Source organism: Sphingobium sp. TA15 (assembly GCF_037101235.1).
Classification (GTDB): Bacteria; Pseudomonadota; Alphaproteobacteria; order Sphingomonadales; family Sphingomonadaceae; genus Sphingobium; species Sphingobium indicum.
In genome coordinates, this window is the sequence record NZ_AP025357.1 from 57,509 (window position 1) to 75,287 (window position 17,779).

Consider the following 17,779-nt stretch of genomic DNA (forward strand, 5'->3'; position numbering starts at 1 on the left):
GGGGAGGGGCGCATTGATGCGTATAGAAAAGAAGGGGCCTCTGCCCCATGCTTATCGTTCTTCCGGGAGTCATTTCATGAAGACCCGCCTATTCGTCGCCTTGCTGTTCCTCGCCATGCCCGGCGTAGCGCTTGCGGCCAGTGATATCGTCGTCCACCGGGATCCGGGATGTGGATGTTGCGAGAAGTGGGCGCAGGCCGTGCGCGCGAAGCTGGGACGCAAGGTCGTCATGCGTGACGATGCGTCGCGCAGCGAGCTTCAGCGCAAGGCCGGCATGCCCCGGACGCTGGCATCTTGCCACAGCGCGATCGTCGATGGCTATATGATCGAGGGCCATGTCCCGATATCCGACGTCAAGCGCTTGCTGGCGACCCGTCCTGCGGGCGTCAAAGGCATTGCGGTTGCGGGGATGCCGATCGGTTCGGAGGGCATGGAAGTGGCAGGCGCTGCCCGCCAACCCTATACGGTGGTGGCCTTCGGCAGCGCCGGTCAGCGAATTTTCGCCCGCCATTGATATCGCGCGGTTTGCAGCATCCTGCAGAATTGCCCGGTGGTAGAGGCCCCCGCTGTCGAGTGTAGAACCTTGTGTCAAGCGAGCTGATGGCGTCCCTACCCCTACCTACACTGAAAAAGCAACGATTTGTCTTGTAAGTTGTTCGCGGTCGTCTCCCTGATTTGCCTGAATTTGGCCCAAAATGTGGGAACGATTGTGGGACCGTTTGCCCACCGAAAGTGTGAGAACGGCCCCAACATTCCCGATCAGGGCCCCGAACCGATGGCACTCACAGCATTGAAGGTGAAAAACGCGAAGCCCGGTCGCCATGTCGATAGCCGGGGCTTTGCCTGATTGCACTTTGCGTTCGCTTGCATTACATCGTCATGCAGAAAGGAAATCGACATGGCCGCAAACGCTCTTGTGCAGACCCGGATCGACGGAGCGGTGAAGGAGGAAGCCGCGACCGTGCTGGCTGCTATGGGGCTGACCGTCTCCGATGCCGTGCGCCTGATGCTGACCCGCGTTGCCCGCGACAAGGCCTTGCCGTTTGAACCGCTGGTGCCCAATGCCGAGACGATCGAGGCCATGAAGGAAGCGCGCGAGGGAAAGGGCAAGCGGTTCGCCACGGTGGTCGACCTGATGGCCGACCTCAATGCGGACGATTGAACGCTTCGGGCGGTTCAAGCGCGACTACAAGCGGGAGAAGAAGGGGCAGCACGCCAAGACGCTGGACGCTGACCTGATCCCGATCATCGAGGCGCTGGCATCCGACGAGCCGCTTGAACCGCGCCACCGCGACCATGCGCTGACCGGCGACTGGCGCGACCATCGCGATTGCCACATAAAGCCCGACCTCGTGCTGATTTACCGCAAGCCCGATGACGACACCTTGCAGCTTGTGCGCTTGGGATCGCACGCGGAATTGGGTTGGTGACGCCCGCGCATGGCGAGCTTATACGTTTGTCGGGTATGTCAGCCAGAGGCACGATTACGGGTTAGGTGTGATCAGCGAGCATCCGATGCCAACAAGCTTTTGCAGAAGACATCAATCGCAGAGATGCATTCGGCAGGCGCTGCTTGAAACAAAAATGAGGGCCATAAATCACTTTCACCCTCAAATTCTGACAAATTTGCCGTTAGTTCACGACTGGTGAGCGAGAAATGAGCCGATCGCGTTGGGCTTGAAGAGCCGACCGCTCGCTCCACCGTCGTGACCCCTACGTTGATGACCGGCGGATGCTGGCCCGGTAGACGATGCTGCCGAGAGCGACGACGACGCCCATGATGGCAAAAGATTCCATGCTCGAATGGCTCAAAAGCCAGATCGTGAGAAGGAACGTCACGGTCAAGGACGATATTGCTGCGGTCGTGGCCCGGGCGCAGGCGCGTCGACCCGTCGATATTCTGGTCAACAACGCCGGCGGCGGCGTGATCGGCGCCACCGAAGAGATGTCGGACGCCGAGGTCGAAGGCCAGATCGCGCTCAATCTCATGGCGCCCATCCACATCACCCGCGCCTTTGTCCCCGCGATGCGCCTGCGCGGGAGCGGCCGGATCATCCAGATCTCCAGCGCCAGCGGTCAGGGCTCGCTTCCGACGAGCAGTCTCTATCATGCGGCCAAATGGGGCCTGGAGGGCTTCAGCGAATGCCTCCGCCAGGAGCTTGAACCCTTCAACCTGTTCGTGACGCTGATCGAGCCGGGTGGCGCGCGCACCAGCTTCAGCCACAACCTGCAATTCGCCAGCGAGATCGCCGCCTATCGCGATACGCCCGCCGGCGATATCCGCAAGATGTTCGAGACCGCCGGAAACGAGCTCTACACGCTCGACCCGCAAAAGATCGCGCAAGCGATCGTCGATGTCGCAACCAGCGACCATCCGCCGCTGCGCGTGACTCTGGGGGGTGACGCTTTCGGCGTTGTCCAGGCGGCGCTGCAATCGCGGCTCGCCTTTCTGCAGTCCCAGGAAGCGCTCGCGCGCTCGGTCGCTTTCGACAGTTGAGCTTTCCCGTCTTCCAGCTTTCGTCTCCGCGCGGTGCGATGCGCCTCACCGGGGCCCGGCAACCCCTGTCGTCAGCGCCGCTATCCGATACTTAGGTATAGCCATCCGACACGATTGCCGAAGCGCCAAACGGGCAATCGCTTGGTACCATCGCAAGAGAGGACGAAGCCCTCGCGGTCGCCAATCAAGGGTGCGCGGACCTTCGCAGTCTGCGTGCCCTTGATTTGGCAGCGCGCCGCCCAGCCACGCGCGTCATGAACGGGAGCGGCCTTCTGCGAAACCCAACGCTCCGCCGCTTTTTCTACAAGCTCTCGCTCGAATTGCTGCGCGCCGCTTTCTTCTTCCTGCGACTGGGCTTGAAGAATGAGGCGCGTCTGCTCGTGCGCGCGTCTCAATGGGCCAGGCACACGGCTTCCGGTCGCCGCCGCAGTGGCGGCACCGGAAAGTGCCATGAGCGTCGTCGCCGCCTTTCTTTATCACGAGGGCAAACGGCTACGGCCGGTGACCCTGATCGATCCGGCGTGCGAGCATATCGCCAAGGATGACTTTGTGTGGATCGGCCTCTCCCAGCCCACCGAGACAGAACTTGCCGACATCGCCGGAAATTACGGCCTTCACCCGCTTGCCGTGGAAGATGCCGGCAACGGCCACCAGATTTCCAAGCTCGACGTCTACGGTGACCAGTTGTTCATCGTCGCCAGGACGGCACATCTTGAAGGCGATCATATCGCCTACGGCTCCACCGCGATTTTCCTGGGCAAGAGTTTCCTGATCACCGTTCGGCAGGGTTCGGCACGTTCGCACAGCGAGCTTCGCGCGCATCTCGAAATCACGCCCGAGCTGCTGCGCGAGGGCCCGGACTATGTGCTCCATGCCATTCTGGACTTCATCGTCGATGGCTATTTCCTGATCGTCGAGGCGATCGAGGAGGACGTCCTCAAGATGGAGCAGCGCATGCTTGCAGCCTTTCTCACCCGCGAGGAGGTGACCCGGATTTTCACGCTGCGGCGTGAGCTCGTCCGCTTCCAACGCGTGCTCGGACCCATGCTCGAGGTCGGTCGCAAGCTGGTGAACCTGCAGCTTCCGCGGCTTGATGAGGCCTCCAAACCCTATTTCCGTGATTTGCTCGATCACATGCTCAGGGTTGAGAGCGCCATCACCGGCATCCGCGACATCCTGATCTCGGTGTTCGAGGCGAGTCACCTGCTCGAACAGCAGCGCCAGGGTGCGATCACGCGTCAGCTTGCCGCCTGGGCCGCGATCCTCGCGGTGCCTACCGCGATTGCCGGAATCTACGGCATGAATTTCGAGAATATGCCCGAACTGAAGACGCAATGGGGATATTTCGTCATCCTCGGCGTCATCGCTGCGGTCTGCATCGGACCCTACATCCGGTTCAAACGCAGCCACTGGCTTTGACGTCGCTGACCGCTTTCCACATCGCGCGGGCTGAGGCCGCTGGGGCAGGCCGCCATAACTCAATGCTTTCGAAGCGTCTCGGCGCGGTGCCGGTCCAACGCATCGAGCAAAGCCCTGCCGATCAAAGGCTTTGCGAGAACGTGATCGAAGCCCGCCTCGGCGGCCCGCGAGGCCAGCAGCGTGTCGTGAAAGCCTGAGATCATGATGGCGCGTCCCGACCATCCGATCTCGCGAAGGTGACGCAGCATCGCGAATCCGTCGATGTCGGGCATGCGATAGTCGAGGATGACGCAGTCTGCTTCCTTCGCGCGCGGGTCGGCCAACAGCGCGTGGCCGGTGGTATATCCCCACACAGCATAGCCGCGCGATCTCAGCAGCAGCTGGAGGCCACGCCGCACGCCGGGATCGTCGTCGGAAACGAGGATGGTGTATCTGCCATCATGCTGGGTGGAACGGACCGATGGCATTGCGAGAAGCGGACACCCGTGTGACGATTGCACCATCGATCGCATATCGCGCCCCGTCCCGTCGCTACGTAGAGGTCGCAGTCACTTCGGCTTGCGGCCCATGCCCGCGGCAAAGGCGATCCGCAGGGCTTCGGACAAATTGCGGACCTCGAGCTTGGCCATCAGGCTCGCGCGATGGACCTCGACCGTTCGCGATGAACAGCCCAGGTCATAGGCGATCGTCTTGTTGGGCAGGCCGTTCGCCAGCCTTTCGAGCACTTCCCGCTCCCGGGGCGTCAGTGCAGCGACCCGCACCCCTGCTTCGGACGTTTCCAGGGTACGAAGGTCGACATCGTCGAGACGTGCGAACGCGCGGCTGACGGCGCCGAGCAGGGCCGCTTTCTCGAAGGGCTTCTCGAGAAAGTCGACCGCGCCGCCTTTCATGGCCTGCACCGCAACCGACACGTCGCCATGGCCGGTCAGGACGATGACCGGCATGTTGACCCCGCGTGCTGCCATGGCGGCCTGAACCTCGAGACCGTCCATCTCGGGCATGCGCACGTCAAGGATGACGCAGCCGACGGCCGCCGACTTCGCCTCCTTGAGAAACTCCACGCCCGAGGCATAGGTCACGACGTCGTAGCCCGCGGTCTTGAGCGCAAAGCTCGCCGCCTTGCGGATGCTCTCCTCGTCGTCGACCAGATGGATGACGCGTCTATCCCCCATGTTCCTCCTCCGCCCGCGCATGGATCAAGGTAAAATGAAAGCGGGTGCCGCCGCGGTCGGGGCGCTCCATCCAGATACGGCCGCCATGCGCTTCGATGATGGTCCGGCAGATCGAGAGGCCGAGGCCCATGCCGTCGGCCTTTGTCGAGTTGAACGCCGTGAAGAGCTGCTCGCGGATTCCGTCCGCGATGCCGGGACCGGTATCCTCCACGGTCACCTCGATCAGCCCGTCAGGGCGCAACCTGGTCGCCACCTTGAGGTCGCGAACCGGACACTCCGCCATCGCCTCGATGGCATTGCGCATCAGGTTGACCAGCACCTGCTGGATCTGCACCCTGTCGACGAGGACCGGCGTCGCGGCGGGATCGACCGCAAAGAAGCTGCGGATGCCGCGCTCGCGTGCACCGACCAGCGCGAGCTGGCTCGCCTCGGCGATGACCTGCGGCAGCTCGTGGAGGCTCTTGTCGACCTCGCCGCGGGCGACGAAATCGCGCAGGCGCCGGACGATATGGCCGGCCCGCAGCGTTTCCTGTGCCGCATCATCCATCACCGACCGTAGCGACACGAAGGGTTCGTCGTCCCGCTCGTCGAGCATGTCGCGGATCGTCTCGAGATAGAGCGCGACCGCGGCAAGCGGCTGGTTGAGCTCATGCGCGAGCGTCGAGGCCATCGTGCCCATCGCGCTCAGCCGAGAGACATGGACCAGCTCTGCCTGCAGTTCCTTGAGCCTGAGCTCATCCTGCTCCTTGGCGGTGAGATCCCGGATAAAGCCGGTGAACAACCGCTGCCCGTCTTCACCGGCCTCGCCGACCGACAGCTGCATCGGGAAGGTTGAGCCGTCGCGGCGCTGGCCGACCACGACGCGACCGAGGCCGATGATCCGGCGCTCGCCGGTCTGCAGATAATGCGCGAGATATTCGTCGTGACGGTCGCGATCGGGCTGGGGCATAAGGCAGGAGACGTTGCGGCCGACGAGCTCGGCTTCGCTGTAGCCGAACAGGCGTTGTGCCGCTGCGCTGAACGACGTGATGGCGCCGGTCTCGTCGATGATGATCATCGCATCCGGCACCGTCGCCAGAATCGATTGCAGATGCTGCTCGCGGGTCTCGATCGATGCGCGGACCGCCGCCTCGTCGGTGACATCGCGGCTGATGCAGGCGAAGCCGCGATGTGTGTCGCCTTCGAACAGTGCGGTGATCGTCAGGCGCGCCAGATATTCCGCGCCGTTCTCGCAGACCCGCCACGCTTCGCGCTCCAGCGTGCCCTCGTGAAGGGCGGCCGCCAGGTCTGCGCCTGGACGCCCCGCCGCAATCTCGTCGGGCGGGTAGAACAGGTCGTGGGGCTGTCCCAGGACGCGATCGAGCGGCCAGCATTCGGCACGCTCGCCTTCTTCATTATAGCTCAGCACGATCCCGGAAGGATCGAGCAGCGTCAGGACGTGGCCGCCAGCCTGTCGCAGGAACAGCGGCGCAAGCCGCGCTACGTCGCTTGCAATCTCGTCCGCCCCGCGCCTCGTGTCGACCATCGGCCGGCTCACATGCCTGGCCGGGCGCGCGTATCCGGGCGTAGCCCGACCGAGCCGCTCAGCGCCGCGCGAGAATGGCCTTCATCTCGTCGATTTCCTGCCGCTGCGAGCGCTTGATCGATTCGCAGAGCCGGATGACTTCCGGATCGCTGAGCTTTGCTTCCTGGCACATCAGGATCGCCCCGGAATGGTGCGGGATCATCGAGCGCAGAAAGGCCGTGTCGCCGATCGTGGTCTGGGTGCGGATAAGCGCGAAGCTGCCGAAGAAGGCGACCAGCGAGGCGGCGATCAGCGCGATGTTGGCGGCCTTCGACGCAAACATGTGCCGCATGGCGAGGATCATCAGCACTACCATCGGTGCGACCATCATCAGCGTCATGTAGAGCATGTTGAGGTTGTTGTAGAAGCTGTCGAGCCCGTCGATCATGACGAACATCACCAGATACATGATGACGCCGCTGATGACGGTCTGAACGGCAAGGCTCCAATAGGCGCCCATCTTCCGGGTGTTCATGTGGGACGAATGGTCCATGGCGTATCTCCTTCGCTCGGCGCCGGCCGACCTTGGTATGAGTGTAACGCCCCGCTCTCCTGTTCGCCCCCGCCATCAGCCGTCCTGATGCTAAAACCAGAAGCGAACGCCGGCGACGAAGCTGGTCGCATGGACGTCCTCGCCGGCAAGCCTCGACAGCCGCGCCGTGTCGCCGGCTTTGCGCAGATAGGAGACGCCGATATAGGGTGCGAACTGGCGGCTGAACTCATAGCGCAGGCGCGCGCCGAGCTCTATGTTGACCAGCCCCGAACCGATGTCGTTCTCCGGAATATCCTGCGCGGCGAAATTGACCTCGGCGCGCGGCTGCAAGATCAGGCGCTGGGTAATGCGCTGGTCGTAATAGCCCTCGACCCGGCCCAGAACATCGCCCTTGGTCGAGAGGAACAGCGCGCCTTCGACCTCGAACATGCCAGGAGCCAGGCCCTCGACGCCGACCGTCGCGTAAGTGCGGTCGGGCCCGCGGCCGAAGTCCTGGCGGATACCGCCCTGAAGATTGAAATAGGGGTCGATGGCCCGGCTGTAGAGCACCTGCACCTCCGCGCTATCGATGCCGCGGCCGAACTCGCCTTCGCCCTCGCTCTTGAGCCAAAGCCGGTTGATATCGCCGCCGTAAAAGCCTTCGCCATCCCAGCGATAGCCATCGCGACCGCTATGCGCTTGATACTCGAACAGGTTGAGCAGCATCTGCCCGAAATTGTTGCCGCCGCTGTCCTTCATCATGATGTCGCGTGAGCGCGCCATCTCGGCGCCGGGAAAATCATGATCGGCGAAGTGGTCGCTGGGGGGAGGCGGCGGGGGCGCATTGCCGGCCGGAAGCGCCGTGCCGGTCATTTGCATGCCGGGCATGGCGGAGGTTCCGGGCGTGGCGGTCTGGCCATGCTGCGAATGGTCCATCCCGGGCATGTCCGGCATCGCGCCGTCCTGATGCTGGGAGTGGTCCATGCCCGGCATGTCCGGCATCGCGGGAGACGCGGGTTGCGGCTGACCGGCCGCATCTCCCTGCGGCGCAGGACTGGCCTGGTGCTGCGAATGGTCCATCGCCGAGGTGGCGTCTGGCGCTGGTGTCTGAGCGCGCGGCCTGGCGGTGGCCTTGTCCTTCTTCTTCTCCTGCGCCGGCGGCACCTCGCCCGGCGGCGCCATGCCGGGCATGCCGTGCATTGAATGATCCTGGGCAAAGGCGGGCGCGGCAGCGAAAAGGGCGATCGCGCTCACCAGCGGCGTGAGGATGCGGATCATTACGCGTCTCCCTTCGGACGGACGCTCACGACCCGCATCATCCCGGCATGCATGTGGTAGAGGAGATGACAGTGGAAGGCCCAGTCGCCGACCGCGTCGGCGGTGAAGTCCCAGGTCACCTTGCCGCCGGGCTGGACGATTACCGTATGCTTGCGTGGCGCATGATCGCCATGCCCAGTCACCAGCTCGAAAAAATGCCCGTGAATATGGATCGGATGCCCCATCATCGTGTCGTTGATGAGATTGACGCGCACCCGCTCGCCTTCGATGAAGGGGATCGGCTCGTGATGGTCCGACATTTTTTCGCCGTCGAACGACCACATGAACCGCTCCATGTTGCCGGTGAGGTGAATGTCGATGCTGCGGCTCGGCGCGCGCACGTCCGGATTGCGATCGAGCGCCATCAGGTCCCTGTAGACAAGCACCTTGTGGCCGACGTCGGCGAGGCCCTGGCCGGGCTCGCCGGTGCGGTCGACGGGCATCGGCGAGATGGTCTGGACGCTCGGGTCGCGCTTCACCTGCGGCGCGTTCGAGAAGTCTCGCATCTTCATCGAGTCCATCGCGTGCCCGCCATGGTCCATGCCCGCCATCTGGCCATCGGCGCCCATCGCGCCGTGGTCCATCCCGCTCATCGCGGAATGATCCATCCCCGAATGATCCATGCCTGCCATGGCGCTATTGTCCATGGTCGCCATCGCTGCCGCCGCGCCGGTCGCGAGGCGCGCGGACGCGTTCTTCTCGGCCGTCGGATCGACGCCCCGCATAGCGCCGCCCGACATGTCCATGCCTTCCATGCCCGGCATCGAGGACATGTCCATGCCCATGTCCTTCATGTCGGCAAGCGGCCGCTTGCGCAGCGGCGGCACCTCGCCGGCCATACCGGCGCGCGGCGCGAGCGTAGCACGCGCCATGCCCGAGCGGTCGATCGCCTCGCCGACAAGGGTGTAGGCCTTGTCCTCAGCGGGCGTCACGATGACGTCGTAGGTCTCGGCGACACCGATTTGGAACTCGTCGACGGTGACCGGCATCACATTCTGCCCGTCGGCCTGGACGATGCTGAGCGGCAGGCCGGGTATGCGGACGTTGAAGGTGGTCATCGCCGACGCATTGATGACGCGCAGCCGCACACGCTCGCCCGGTGTGAAGAGCGCGGTCCAGTTGTCCATCGGACCATGGCCGTTGACGAGATAGGTGTAGGTCGATCCGGTGACGTCGGAGATGTCGGCCGGGTCCATCCGCATCTGGCCCCAGTCGAGCCGGTCCTTGAGCGGCTGATCCTTGCCCGACAGGAGCCCGGCCAGGGTCTGGCGCTGGAAATTGAAATGGCCGGGGTTGACCTTGAGGCGCCGGAAGATCGCCTGCGGCGAGAGCGCGCTGTGATCGGCGAGCACGATGACATGCTCGCGGTCATAGGCGACCGGATCGGCACCGGCGGGATCGATGATGATCGGGCCGTAATGGCCTTCCTGTTCCTGCAGGCCCGAATGGCTGTGATACCAGTAGGTGCCGCTTTGCACGACGGAGAACTGGTAGAGGTAGTTCGAGCCCGGCTTGATGCCCGGAAAAGACACGCCCGGCACACCGTCCATATTGGCCGGCAGGATCAGCCCGTGCCAGTGGATCGAGCTGTCCTCCTCCAGCTGATTGATGACGTTGAGCCGCACGCGCTGGCCCTCGCGCAGCCGGATCAGCGGGGCGGGGACCGTGCCGTTGAGGCCGATTGCCCGGAACTTGCGCCCGTCGATGGTCATCGACTGCCGGGCGATGGTGAGCGTAATGTCTTCGCCCGACACGGTCGGCAGCGTCGGTCGCATCCCCGGCGAGATCGTCTGCGCCCAGGCCGGCAGCCAGGCTGACAATGCTGCGCCGCCGCCGGCGAGGGCCGCGCCGCGGAGGAACTGGCGGCGGTCGAGAGCAGAAATCATTCGGTTGTCTCAGCTTTAAGAAAGAGGGCGGACCTATTGGAAATACGCAGCGTGGCCTCATCCCCCTCAAACTTTCTTCAACATTTCTGCGAGGCGTGCGCGGGCGCGGTAGAGGCGAGTCTCGACTGCCTTCTGGCTGATGCCGAGAATCTCGGCGGTTTCGGCTTCCGATTTCTCGTCGATCGTCCGCAGGATGAGCGTGTCCTTGAGAGAGGCGGGCAGGGCGGCGATCGCCTTCATCGCCTCTGCCAGCTGCTGCTCGGCGCCGATTGCCTGGTCGGGTAGCGGCGCCTCATCGGCGACGTCATCCGCCTCGCCCAGCGGCAGGGCCATGGAGAAGAAGTTTCGGACCGCGCGCCGGCGCCGCCAGTCATGGCATTTGTTGATGACGATCCGGGACATCCAGACCTGGAAGGGTCGGGTTACGTCATAGCGGTTGAGTGCGGCAAAGGCCGCGACGAAGCTCGCCTGGGTGACATCTAAGGCCTCATCCATAGATCCGACATGGCTGCGCACGAGCCGGTGAACCCAACCTTGATGCCGCCGGACCAGTTCGCCATAAGCCGCTTGCCGCCCGCCAAGCGCCAAAGCCGCAAGCTCCCCGTCCGAGCAGTCGGGGAGGCTCGCGGTCATTTGGACTTGGCCGTCAGCGCTTTCACGACGGCGTCGTCGAACTTCTCGGTCTGATCGGGACGCAGCACGGCCCGCATTGCGAAGATGTGCTCGAGCGTTTCCTTCTGCAGGGCGCCCATGGCCTGGTGCGAGCGATCCACCGCCGCTGCGACTTGCGGGCCATAGCCATGCTCCGCTTCGATCGCCTCCGCGAGGCGCGCATTGTCGGCGCGCAGTTCGGCCTCCAGCGCTTGACGCCGTATGGCGTAGTTCTTCTCGATTGTCTCGAGCCGGCTGTGTTGCGCGGAATCCAGCTTCAGATCGCGATGGAGCAGCTCGTGCAGCTCATTTTCGACCGGGCGCACTGGAACCACATAGACGCGGCCGATGACAACGCCAGCGATCGCCGCGGCGAAGGTCAACAGGACGAGGAGCAGGAGCCGGCGGCGGTCGCGCATCATTGCGAGCTCAGTAGCGTCGAGGGCGCAAGCGCGAGCCGGGCATCGAAGGGCGATATCGGGTTCGGATCGGCAGACTGCGTCGGAACCGCCGAGCCGGCAATTCCGATGAACAGCGCGGTTGCGGCCGCGATGCCGAATGTCGTTGCGCCAAGGCGCGGTATGGCCTGGATGCGCGCTATTTCCGCCATGACCCGGCTTTCCAGACCGCCGAGCCTGGGATCGAGAGGCGCATCGCGCAACCGCGAGAGCAGGTGGTCAAGTTCATCCATGATGCTTCTCCGTCTTCATTCTTCAATACGCATCCTGGTCCAGGAACCCTTGCTGTAGATAAAAAATGTAATTGCGAGGGGTGGGGGCTCGGGCTGCGTATTGTCTCATGGGATCCACAGGAGAATGTTCCAATGCGTTTCTTTTCGCCTCTCGCAGCTATCGCCATCGTAGGCCTGAGTGTTTCGGCTCCGGCCTATGCCCATCCCAAGCTTGTATCCTCGGCTCCGGCCGCCAATGCCAGCGTCTCGGCGCCCTCGCGCATTACGCTTACGTTCAGCGAAGGTCTGATGCCCAGGCTGTCGGGTGCCGAGATCGTGATGACCGGTATGCCCGGCATGCCCAACCATCGCATGGCGGTGACCGGCTTCAAGACCTCTGTCGAGGGCGACAACAAGACGCTCGTGCTGACCTTGGCGCGCCCGCTGTCGGCCGGCACCTATCAGGTTGCCTGGCACGTCGTGTCGACCGACACGCATCGGATCCAGGGCAACCTTGCCTTCACAGTGAAGTAAGGCGATGAGCGAGATCGGGGTCATCGCGATCCGCTGGGCGCTTTACGTTGATCTCGGCCTGCTGTTCGGGCTGCCGCTGTTCGCGCTCTATGCGCTCGGCGGCGGCGGCCGGACGGTCCGGTCGTATCTGCCTTTGGGGCCGATGATCGTCCTTCTCGTACTGCTGGGACTGTTGCTGTCGGTGCTGGGATTTCTTGTCCAGGCCTCGGCTATGACCGGCCTTCCGCTAACCCGGCCGGATCTTCAGTTGGTGAGTGATCTGCTCAACGACACCGCGCTGGGCACCGCGCTCAAGGTGCGTCTGGCGGCGCTGGTCATCCTATTGCCGTGCGCGGCGCTCTATGGCCGAAAGCCGCGCGTCTGCGTCATGACCTCGACACTCGCAGGCGCTATCGCGCTCGGGACACTGGCCTGGTCGGGCCATGGCGCGGCCGGAGAGGGCAGTGCCGGCTGGCAGCAGCTGGCGTCCGATCTCGTACACCTTCTTGCGGCCGGCGCGTGGGTCGGCGCGATCGCCGCTTTCCTTGCGCTCGTCATTCCCAACGTTGACACTGATGGCTTGGCGCGGGTGTTGCTGACCGAGCAAGCGCTTCGCGGCTTTTCGATGGTTGGGACGGTGATTGTCGGATTGCTTGTCGTCACCGGGACCGTCAACACTCTCTTTCTGGTGGGTTCCGAGCATATCGCGGGGCTGTGGCAATCGAGCTGGGGGCTGCTGCTCACCGCCAAACTTGTGCTGTTCGCCGGCATGTTGGGCTTGGCCGCACTCAACCGCTATCGCCTGACCCCCTCGCTTAGTCTCGCCATCGAGCAGGAGGACGCACCACGGGCGATGACGCTATTGCGCGGCAGCCTTGTGGTGGAAGGCGGTCTTGCGATCATCATTCTCGCGCTTGTCGCCTGGCTGGGTACCTTGTCCCCGCCCATGTCCATGTAGTCGCGCTTGAGGGGCGGAAGGAGGTCGGAGCCACTGCCATGCAGCCGTACACACCGCCGCTCGGAAACGGGTCCACTCAGGATTATGACCGCGCGATCCGGCTTTGGACGCGGGAACGGCGGTGGCGCGAGGCGATGCTCGCCGCGCTCGCGCCGAGAGGCGGCGAGACGATCGTTGATATAGGCTGTGGTACGGGCAGCTTCGCCTTGCTGCTCAAGCGCGACGAACCCAGCGCGCGCGTGATTGGTCTCGATCCCGATGCGGAGGCGCTCGACATCGCCCGACGCAAGGCCGCAGCGATGGTTGCCGATGTCGACTGGCGCCAAGGCTTCGCGACGGATCTGCCCGAACAGAGTGCAGATGCCGTCGTATCGAGCCTTGTACTTCATCAGATGCCGCTGGACATGAAGGCGGCCACCCTTCGCGCCATGTACGCGATCCTTCGCCCCGGTGGTCGCCTAGTCATTGCCGATTATGGTCGCCAGCGCGGATTCATGCGCTTGGCCTTTCGGCTAACCGTTCAGCGTCTCGACGGCGTCAGCGATACCCAACCCAACGCCGAAGGCGTTCTCCCGAGATTGATCGCGCTGGCAGGTTTCGAGCATATTGCCGAACCGTTCAAGATCTCGACGATCACCGGGGCGATCCAACTGTTCACCGCGAGCCGTCCGGCATCGATTCTGAGCCGAGCCGTCGCAAACGATCTCGGCTGATTTCCCAGGGCCAGGAGATTTTGACGCTTTGGGCAATCCTTAGGTGATTACGTATTGACCCTGACACGGTGTCAGACCTTAGATTGTCAGGCGTCGAAAGGAGCAAGGCGATGAACGAGACACATGGAGCGGCGCATGGCGGCGGTTGCTGCGGCAGCCACGGCGCTGCGAAACCAGCGGCTGGCGTCAAGGACCCGGTCTGCGGCATGACCGTCGATCCTGCGATCACTGCGCACCATGCCGAGCATGGCGGTGAAAGCTATCATTTCTGCAGCGCGGGCTGCCGGGCAAAATTCATCGCCGATCCCGAGCGCTATCTCGGCCCGCCGGCACCGCCAGTCGCGGTGCCAGAAGGCACGATCTGGACCTGCCCTATGCATCCCGAGATTCGGCAGGACCATCCCGGGTCCTGTCCGATTTGCGGCATGGCGCTCGAACCCGCGACCGTGACCGCCGACAGCGGTCCCAGCCACGAACTGGTCGATTTCACGCGCCGCTTCTGGGTCGGCCTGGTGCTGGCTCTCCCGGTGCTGATCCTCGAAATGGGCGCGCATCTCTTTCCCGTGATCCATCGCCTCGTGCCGATGTCGATCTCGGTATGGATCCAGTTCGTGTTGGCGACACCCGTCGTGCTCTGGGCGGGCTGGCCCTTCTTCGAGCGTGGCTGGGCTTCGCTCAAGACCCGCAACCTCAACATGTTCACCCTGATCGCGATGGGCACCGGAGTCGCGTGGATCTACAGCGTCGTCGCGACGCTCGCGCCTCAGGTGTTCCCGCCGGCCTTCCGCGGTGAAGACGGCATGGTCGCGGTCTATTTCGAGGCGGCGGCGGTGATCACTGTCCTCGTGCTGCTCGGCCAGGTGCTCGAACTGCGCGCGCGCGAGCGGACCTCAGGCGCGATCAAGGCGCTGCTAAATCTCGCGCCAAAGACCGCGCGCCGCATCGGTTCCGATGGCAACGAAGAGGAAATCAGCCTCGATCTGGTCGCGGTCGGCGACCGCCTGCGCGTGCGGCCCGGCGAGAAGGTGCCGGTCGACGGCGTGGTCGAGGACGGCCGCTCCTCGCTCGACGAGTCGATGGTCACCGGTGAGTCCATGCCCGTCACCAAGGCCAAGGCCGACACGGTGATCGGCGGCACGCTCAACCAGACCGGAGCGCTGGTGATCGTCGCCGACAAGGTCGGACGCGACACCATGCTCGCGCGGATCGTCCAGATGGTCGCCGAGGCGCAGCGCTCGCGCGCGCCGATCCAGCGCATGGCCGATCAGGTGTCGGGCTGGTTCGTGCCGGTGGTCATCGCGGTTGCGGTGGTCGCGTTCATCGCCTGGGGTATCTGGGGCCCAGAGCCGCGCTTCGCCTACGGGCTGGTGGCGGCGGTCGCCGTGCTGATCATCGCTTGTCCTTGCGCGTTGGGTCTCGCAACGCCGATGTCGATCATGGTCGGCGTCGGCCGCGGCGCCGGGCTCGGCGTCCTTATCAAGAACGCCGAAGCGCTCGAGCATATGGAAAAGGTCGACACGCTCGTCGTCGACAAGACAGGCACGCTAACCGAAGGCCGGCCTGCCGTCACCCAGATCGTGCCGGCGCCCGGCTTCGACGAAGCCGAACTGCTGCGGCTTGCCGCCTCGGTCGAGCGGGCCTCCGAGCATCCGCTCGCGCTGGCAATCGTCGAGGCCGCGAAGGATCGCGGCATCGCCACGAGCGACGTCATCGACTTCGACTCGCCGACCGGGCGCGGCGCACTCGGCACGGTCGAAGGGCGGCGCATCGTCCTCGGCAATGCCCGGTTCCTTGCCGACGAAGGGGTTGCGACCGAGGCGCTCGCCAGCCAGGCCGATGCACTGCGCCGGGATGGCGCCACCGCGATCTTCATCGGCGTCGACGGCACGGTCGGCGGCGCCTTCGCGATCGCCGACCCGGTGAAGGCCACGACGCCCGAAGCGCTCGCCGCGCTCAAGGCGGAGGGCATTCGCGTGGTCATGCTGACCGGCGACAACCGCACCACGGCGGAAGCGGTCGCCCGGCGCCTGGGCATCGACGAGGTCGAGGCCGAGGTGCTGCCCGATCAGAAGAGCGCCGTGGTCGCCAAGTTCAAGCGCGAGGGACGGGTGGTCGCCATGGCCGGCGATGGTGTCAACGACGCCCCCGCGCTAGCCGCCGCCGATGTCGGCATCGCCATGGGCTCGGGCACCGACGTCGCCATCGAGAGCGCGGGGGTGACCCTGCTCAAGGGTGATCTGATGGGCATCGTGCGGGCGCGGCGGCTCAGCCAGGCGACCATGTCGAACATCCGCCAGAACCTCGTATTCGCCTTCATCTACAATGTCGCGGGCGTGCCGGTCGCGGCGGGCGCACTCTATCCGCTGTTCGGCATCCTGCTCTCGCCGATCATCGCCGCCGCCGCCATGGCGCTCTCCTCGGTCAGCGTGGTGACCAACGCGCTGCGCCTCAACCGGAAAGCGCTGTGAACATCGGCGAGACGTCGCGGCAGAGCGGCGTCTCGGAGCGGATGATCCGCCATTATGAGAAGATCGGCCTCATCCCGGCGCCGCCGCGCCGGGGTGCGGGCTATCGCGACTATGGCGAGCGCGATCTCCATCGCCTGCGGTTCATCGCCAATGCGCGTGATCTCGGTTTCCCGATCGAGGAGATCCGCACCTTGCTCGGCCTTTGGGCCGATACCGGCCGTGCCAGCGCGGAGGTGAAGCGGCTTGCCCTTGCCCGCGCCGATGAGTTTCAGCGCAAAGCCGAGGCGTTGACGGCGCTGCGCGACACGCTAATCGACCTGGCCGAGCGCTGCCAAGGCGACGAGCGGCCGGATTGTCCGATCATCGCCGAACTGGCCGCGGCCCGATCCGCATAGCATCCGGCATCGCACGGCCGAGAATTTTAGGGGTGCCCGTTTTCGGTCGATTCGTGCAGGTCGACGGCGAAAGCGATCCGCAACAGGTCGGGCAGGCTTTGCGCGTTGAGTTTGATCATCAGACTGGCCCGATGCAGCTCGACCGTGCGCGACGTGACGCCGAGTTCATCTGCGATAAGGCTATTTGGATAGCCTCGCGAAATTCCTCTCAGAACGGCCCGTTCGCGCTGCGTCAGTCTCGCGGCTTTCGAAAGAGCGTCGGCCTGTTCGGAGGCACGACGGGCTATACTCTCAAGCCAGCTGAAGCCGCGGTCGATCGCGCCGAGCAATGCGGCCTTCTCGACCGGTTTGGCGAGAAAGTCGGCAGCGCCCGCCTTCATCGCCTGTACGGCGAGCGTAGGATCGCCATTGCCCGTCAGCACCACGACGGGCATGTCGATACCGCGTCGCGTCAGCTCCGCCTGAACCTGCAGGCCGTCCATGTCGGGCATGTGCATGTCGAGAACCACGCAGCCTTTCTCGGCGTCCTCTGCGCTCAACAGAAACTCCGGCCCCGAAGCGTAGGCTTCTACGGCAAACCCTGCGGTCCGCAACGTGAAACTTAGTGCTTTTCGTATTGTCTCTTCGTCATCGACGATATGCACGACGCGCTTGTTCCCCATAGCCCCCGAGATCGATCAATACGCAGTGCCGCGAGGGCAGCGCTTCAAGGGATACTTCTCTGCACGTTGGACTATGGTCCCAGGTCAAGAGTAAAAATTTGGCGAGGCAAAACGGCGAAGGACAGCGAAACTGTGAGGGTTCGGCTACTCCGCTCACACCAATGCCGCGGTCGCTGCGGCTCATTGCCGGGTCTCTGCTCCGGACGATGCATGCGAGTTGCCCGCGCCGCCCTCGGCGCGATCGAGCCATCGCTACGCTTCCATCACATCGTCGACCGGCAGCGGGTTACTGGCGCCCGGCGGGCGAGGGGGGCGGGTTGGCCCTTGACGGCTGCGCGATCGGACGCCCAGGATAGCAGGGTGGCGCGCTTTACTTCGGGCTCAAGCTTCAGGTGCCCAGCAACGTCGAGGGGATCGATGAA

21 protein-coding genes are annotated in these 17,779 nt (G+C 64.3%); 10 read left to right on the forward strand and 11 right to left on the reverse strand.

Annotated features, from left to right (window positions below):
* The first annotated feature begins 76 nt into the window (after positions 1–76).
* The 4 genes from Sj15T_RS20525 (at position 77) to Sj15T_RS20540 (ending at position 2,497) form a co-directional block, all read left to right on the forward strand.
* Complete coding sequence (locus Sj15T_RS20525; RefSeq protein WP_007683347.1) at positions 77–514, forward strand: DUF411 domain-containing protein; 438 nt, start codon at positions 77–79, stop codon at positions 512–514.
* Positions 515–898: 384 nt separating this feature from the next.
* Positions 899–1,162 carry a type II toxin-antitoxin system RelB/DinJ family antitoxin gene (locus Sj15T_RS20530; RefSeq protein ID WP_004212689.1) on the forward strand — a complete coding sequence of 88 codons (264 nt, stop codon included), beginning with the start codon at positions 899–901 and terminating at the stop codon, positions 1,160–1,162.
* Positions 1,149–1,430: a type II toxin-antitoxin system YafQ family toxin gene (locus tag Sj15T_RS20535; RefSeq protein ID WP_004212690.1), complete on the forward strand. Its 282-nt coding sequence runs from the start codon at positions 1,149–1,151 to the stop codon at positions 1,428–1,430. The genes Sj15T_RS20530 and Sj15T_RS20535 overlap by 14 nt, the downstream gene beginning before the upstream one ends.
* 347 nt (positions 1,431–1,777) lie before the next feature.
* Positions 1,778–2,497 carry an SDR family NAD(P)-dependent oxidoreductase gene (locus Sj15T_RS20540; RefSeq protein WP_049775019.1) on the forward strand — a complete coding sequence of 240 codons (720 nt, stop codon included), beginning with the start codon at positions 1,778–1,780 and terminating at the stop codon, positions 2,495–2,497.
* An 80-nt stretch (positions 2,498–2,577) separates the two neighbouring features.
* Here Sj15T_RS20540 and Sj15T_RS20545 read toward each other — a convergent pair whose 3' ends face one another.
* A complete protein-coding gene (locus Sj15T_RS20545; protein ID WP_030541630.1) occupies positions 2,578–2,949 on the reverse strand; it encodes a hypothetical protein in 372 nt (123 codons plus the stop codon).
* On the opposite strand from Sj15T_RS20545, the gene Sj15T_RS20550 reads away from it, so the two are divergent.
* Complete coding sequence (locus Sj15T_RS20550) at positions 2,948–3,916, forward strand: magnesium and cobalt transport protein CorA (RefSeq protein ID WP_013039095.1); 969 nt, start codon at positions 2,948–2,950, stop codon at positions 3,914–3,916. The two genes, Sj15T_RS20545 and Sj15T_RS20550, sit on opposite strands and share 2 nt — an antisense overlap.
* Before the next feature lie 59 nt (positions 3,917–3,975).
* Here Sj15T_RS20550 and Sj15T_RS20555 read toward each other — a convergent pair whose 3' ends face one another.
* The 9 genes from Sj15T_RS20555 to Sj15T_RS20595 all read right to left on the reverse strand — a co-directional run bounded on the left by Sj15T_RS20555 (position 3,976) and on the right by Sj15T_RS20595 (position 11,669).
* Positions 3,976–4,383, reverse strand: coding sequence for a response regulator (locus Sj15T_RS20555; protein ID WP_013039094.1), 408 nt, complete (start codon positions 4,381–4,383; stop codon positions 3,976–3,978).
* 81 nt (positions 4,384–4,464) lie between these two features.
* Positions 4,465–5,088: a response regulator gene (locus Sj15T_RS20560; RefSeq protein ID WP_013039093.1), complete on the reverse strand. Its 624-nt coding sequence runs from the start codon at positions 5,086–5,088 to the stop codon at positions 4,465–4,467.
* Positions 5,078–6,613 carry a PAS domain S-box protein gene (locus Sj15T_RS20565; protein ID WP_013039092.1) on the reverse strand — a complete coding sequence of 512 codons (1,536 nt, stop codon included), beginning with the start codon at positions 6,611–6,613 and terminating at the stop codon, positions 5,078–5,080. Before Sj15T_RS20565 ends, Sj15T_RS20560 begins: the two co-directional genes overlap by 11 nt.
* Positions 6,614–6,671: 58 nt before the next feature.
* Positions 6,672–7,145, reverse strand: coding sequence for a DUF305 domain-containing protein (locus Sj15T_RS20570; RefSeq protein WP_013039091.1), 474 nt, complete (start codon positions 7,143–7,145; stop codon positions 6,672–6,674).
* 90 nt (positions 7,146–7,235) lie between these two features.
* On the reverse strand, positions 7,236–8,402 hold the full coding sequence (locus Sj15T_RS20575; RefSeq protein ID WP_013039090.1) for a copper resistance protein B: 1,167 nt from the start codon (positions 8,400–8,402) through the stop codon (positions 7,236–7,238).
* Complete coding sequence (locus tag Sj15T_RS20580) at positions 8,402–10,327, reverse strand: copper resistance system multicopper oxidase (RefSeq protein WP_013039089.1); 1,926 nt, start codon at positions 10,325–10,327, stop codon at positions 8,402–8,404. The genes Sj15T_RS20575 and Sj15T_RS20580 overlap by 1 nt, the downstream gene beginning before the upstream one ends.
* 66 nt (positions 10,328–10,393) lie before the next feature.
* A complete protein-coding gene (locus tag Sj15T_RS20585) occupies positions 10,394–10,960 on the reverse strand; it encodes an RNA polymerase sigma factor (protein ID WP_013039088.1) in 567 nt (188 codons plus the stop codon).
* A complete protein-coding gene (locus Sj15T_RS20590) occupies positions 10,957–11,397 on the reverse strand; it encodes a periplasmic heavy metal sensor (RefSeq protein WP_041386223.1) in 441 nt (146 codons plus the stop codon). The genes Sj15T_RS20585 and Sj15T_RS20590 overlap by 4 nt, the downstream gene beginning before the upstream one ends.
* A complete protein-coding gene (locus Sj15T_RS20595) occupies positions 11,397–11,669 on the reverse strand; it encodes a hypothetical protein (RefSeq protein ID WP_013039086.1) in 273 nt (90 codons plus the stop codon). The genes Sj15T_RS20590 and Sj15T_RS20595 overlap by 1 nt, the downstream gene beginning before the upstream one ends.
* Before the next feature lie 132 nt (positions 11,670–11,801).
* Here Sj15T_RS20595 and copC point away from each other — a divergent pair, with 132 nt between their 5' ends.
* The 5 genes from copC (at position 11,802) to cueR (ending at position 16,695) form a co-directional block, all read left to right on the forward strand.
* Entirely contained in the window at positions 11,802–12,182 is a 381-nt protein-coding gene (copC, locus tag Sj15T_RS20600; RefSeq protein WP_013039085.1) for a copper homeostasis periplasmic binding protein CopC, read from the forward strand.
* A gap of 4 nt (positions 12,183–12,186) precedes the next feature.
* Positions 12,187–13,119 carry a copper homeostasis membrane protein CopD gene (gene copD / locus Sj15T_RS20605; protein WP_013039084.1) on the forward strand — a complete coding sequence of 311 codons (933 nt, stop codon included), beginning with the start codon at positions 12,187–12,189 and terminating at the stop codon, positions 13,117–13,119.
* A 38-nt stretch (positions 13,120–13,157) separates the two neighbouring features.
* The gene (locus Sj15T_RS20610) at positions 13,158–13,832 is read left to right on the forward strand and encodes a class I SAM-dependent methyltransferase (protein ID WP_013039083.1); all 675 of its coding nucleotides are present in this window, start codon (positions 13,158–13,160) and stop codon (positions 13,830–13,832) included.
* 110 nt (positions 13,833–13,942) lie between these two features.
* A complete protein-coding gene (locus Sj15T_RS20615) occupies positions 13,943–16,300 on the forward strand; it encodes a heavy metal translocating P-type ATPase (protein WP_013039082.1) in 2,358 nt (785 codons plus the stop codon).
* The gene (cueR, locus tag Sj15T_RS20620; RefSeq protein WP_013039081.1) at positions 16,297–16,695 is read left to right on the forward strand and encodes a Cu(I)-responsive transcriptional regulator; all 399 of its coding nucleotides are present in this window, start codon (positions 16,297–16,299) and stop codon (positions 16,693–16,695) included. Before Sj15T_RS20615 ends, cueR begins: the two co-directional genes overlap by 4 nt.
* Before the next feature lie 26 nt (positions 16,696–16,721).
* Here cueR and Sj15T_RS20625 read toward each other — a convergent pair whose 3' ends face one another.
* Entirely contained in the window at positions 16,722–17,357 is a 636-nt protein-coding gene (locus Sj15T_RS20625) for a response regulator (RefSeq protein ID WP_007683376.1), read from the reverse strand.
* Positions 17,358–17,779: the final 422 nt, after the last annotated feature.

Coding starts and splice junctions, on each gene's coding strand:
- Sj15T_RS20540 (WP_049775019.1), top strand. CDS start 1,778: ATGATGGCAAAAGATTCCATGCTCGAATGGCTCAAAAGCCAGATCGTG.
- Sj15T_RS20570 (WP_013039091.1), bottom strand. CDS start 7,145: ATGGACCATTCGTCCCACATGAACACCCGGAAGATGGGCGCCTATTGG.
- Sj15T_RS20525 (WP_007683347.1), top strand. CDS start 77: ATGAAGACCCGCCTATTCGTCGCCTTGCTGTTCCTCGCCATGCCCGGC.
- copC (WP_013039085.1), top strand. CDS start 11,802: ATGCGTTTCTTTTCGCCTCTCGCAGCTATCGCCATCGTAGGCCTGAGT.
- Sj15T_RS20585 (WP_013039088.1), bottom strand. CDS start 10,960: ATGACCGCGAGCCTCCCCGACTGCTCGGACGGGGAGCTTGCGGCTTTG.
- Sj15T_RS20560 (WP_013039093.1), bottom strand. CDS start 5,088: ATGGGGGATAGACGCGTCATCCATCTGGTCGACGACGAGGAGAGCATC.
- Sj15T_RS20575 (WP_013039090.1), bottom strand. CDS start 8,402: ATGATCCGCATCCTCACGCCGCTGGTGAGCGCGATCGCCCTTTTCGCT.
- copD (WP_013039084.1), top strand. CDS start 12,187: ATGAGCGAGATCGGGGTCATCGCGATCCGCTGGGCGCTTTACGTTGAT.
- Sj15T_RS20625 (WP_007683376.1), bottom strand. CDS start 17,357: ATGGGGAACAAGCGCGTCGTGCATATCGTCGATGACGAAGAGACAATA.
- Sj15T_RS20580 (WP_013039089.1), bottom strand. CDS start 10,327: ATGATTTCTGCTCTCGACCGCCGCCAGTTCCTCCGCGGCGCGGCCCTC.
- Sj15T_RS20595 (WP_013039086.1), bottom strand. CDS start 11,669: ATGGATGAACTTGACCACCTGCTCTCGCGGTTGCGCGATGCGCCTCTC.
- Sj15T_RS20530 (WP_004212689.1), top strand. CDS start 899: ATGGCCGCAAACGCTCTTGTGCAGACCCGGATCGACGGAGCGGTGAAG.
- Sj15T_RS20610 (WP_013039083.1), top strand. CDS start 13,158: ATGCAGCCGTACACACCGCCGCTCGGAAACGGGTCCACTCAGGATTAT.
- Sj15T_RS20555 (WP_013039094.1), bottom strand. CDS start 4,383: ATGCCATCGGTCCGTTCCACCCAGCATGATGGCAGATACACCATCCTC.
- Sj15T_RS20550 (WP_013039095.1), top strand. CDS start 2,948: ATGAGCGTCGTCGCCGCCTTTCTTTATCACGAGGGCAAACGGCTACGG.
- Sj15T_RS20545 (WP_030541630.1), bottom strand. CDS start 2,949: ATGGCACTTTCCGGTGCCGCCACTGCGGCGGCGACCGGAAGCCGTGTG.
- Sj15T_RS20535 (WP_004212690.1), top strand. CDS start 1,149: ATGCGGACGATTGAACGCTTCGGGCGGTTCAAGCGCGACTACAAGCGG.
- Sj15T_RS20590 (WP_041386223.1), bottom strand. CDS start 11,397: ATGCGCGACCGCCGCCGGCTCCTGCTCCTCGTCCTGTTGACCTTCGCC.
- Sj15T_RS20565 (WP_013039092.1), bottom strand. CDS start 6,613: ATGGTCGACACGAGGCGCGGGGCGGACGAGATTGCAAGCGACGTAGCG.
- Sj15T_RS20615 (WP_013039082.1), top strand. CDS start 13,943: ATGAACGAGACACATGGAGCGGCGCATGGCGGCGGTTGCTGCGGCAGC.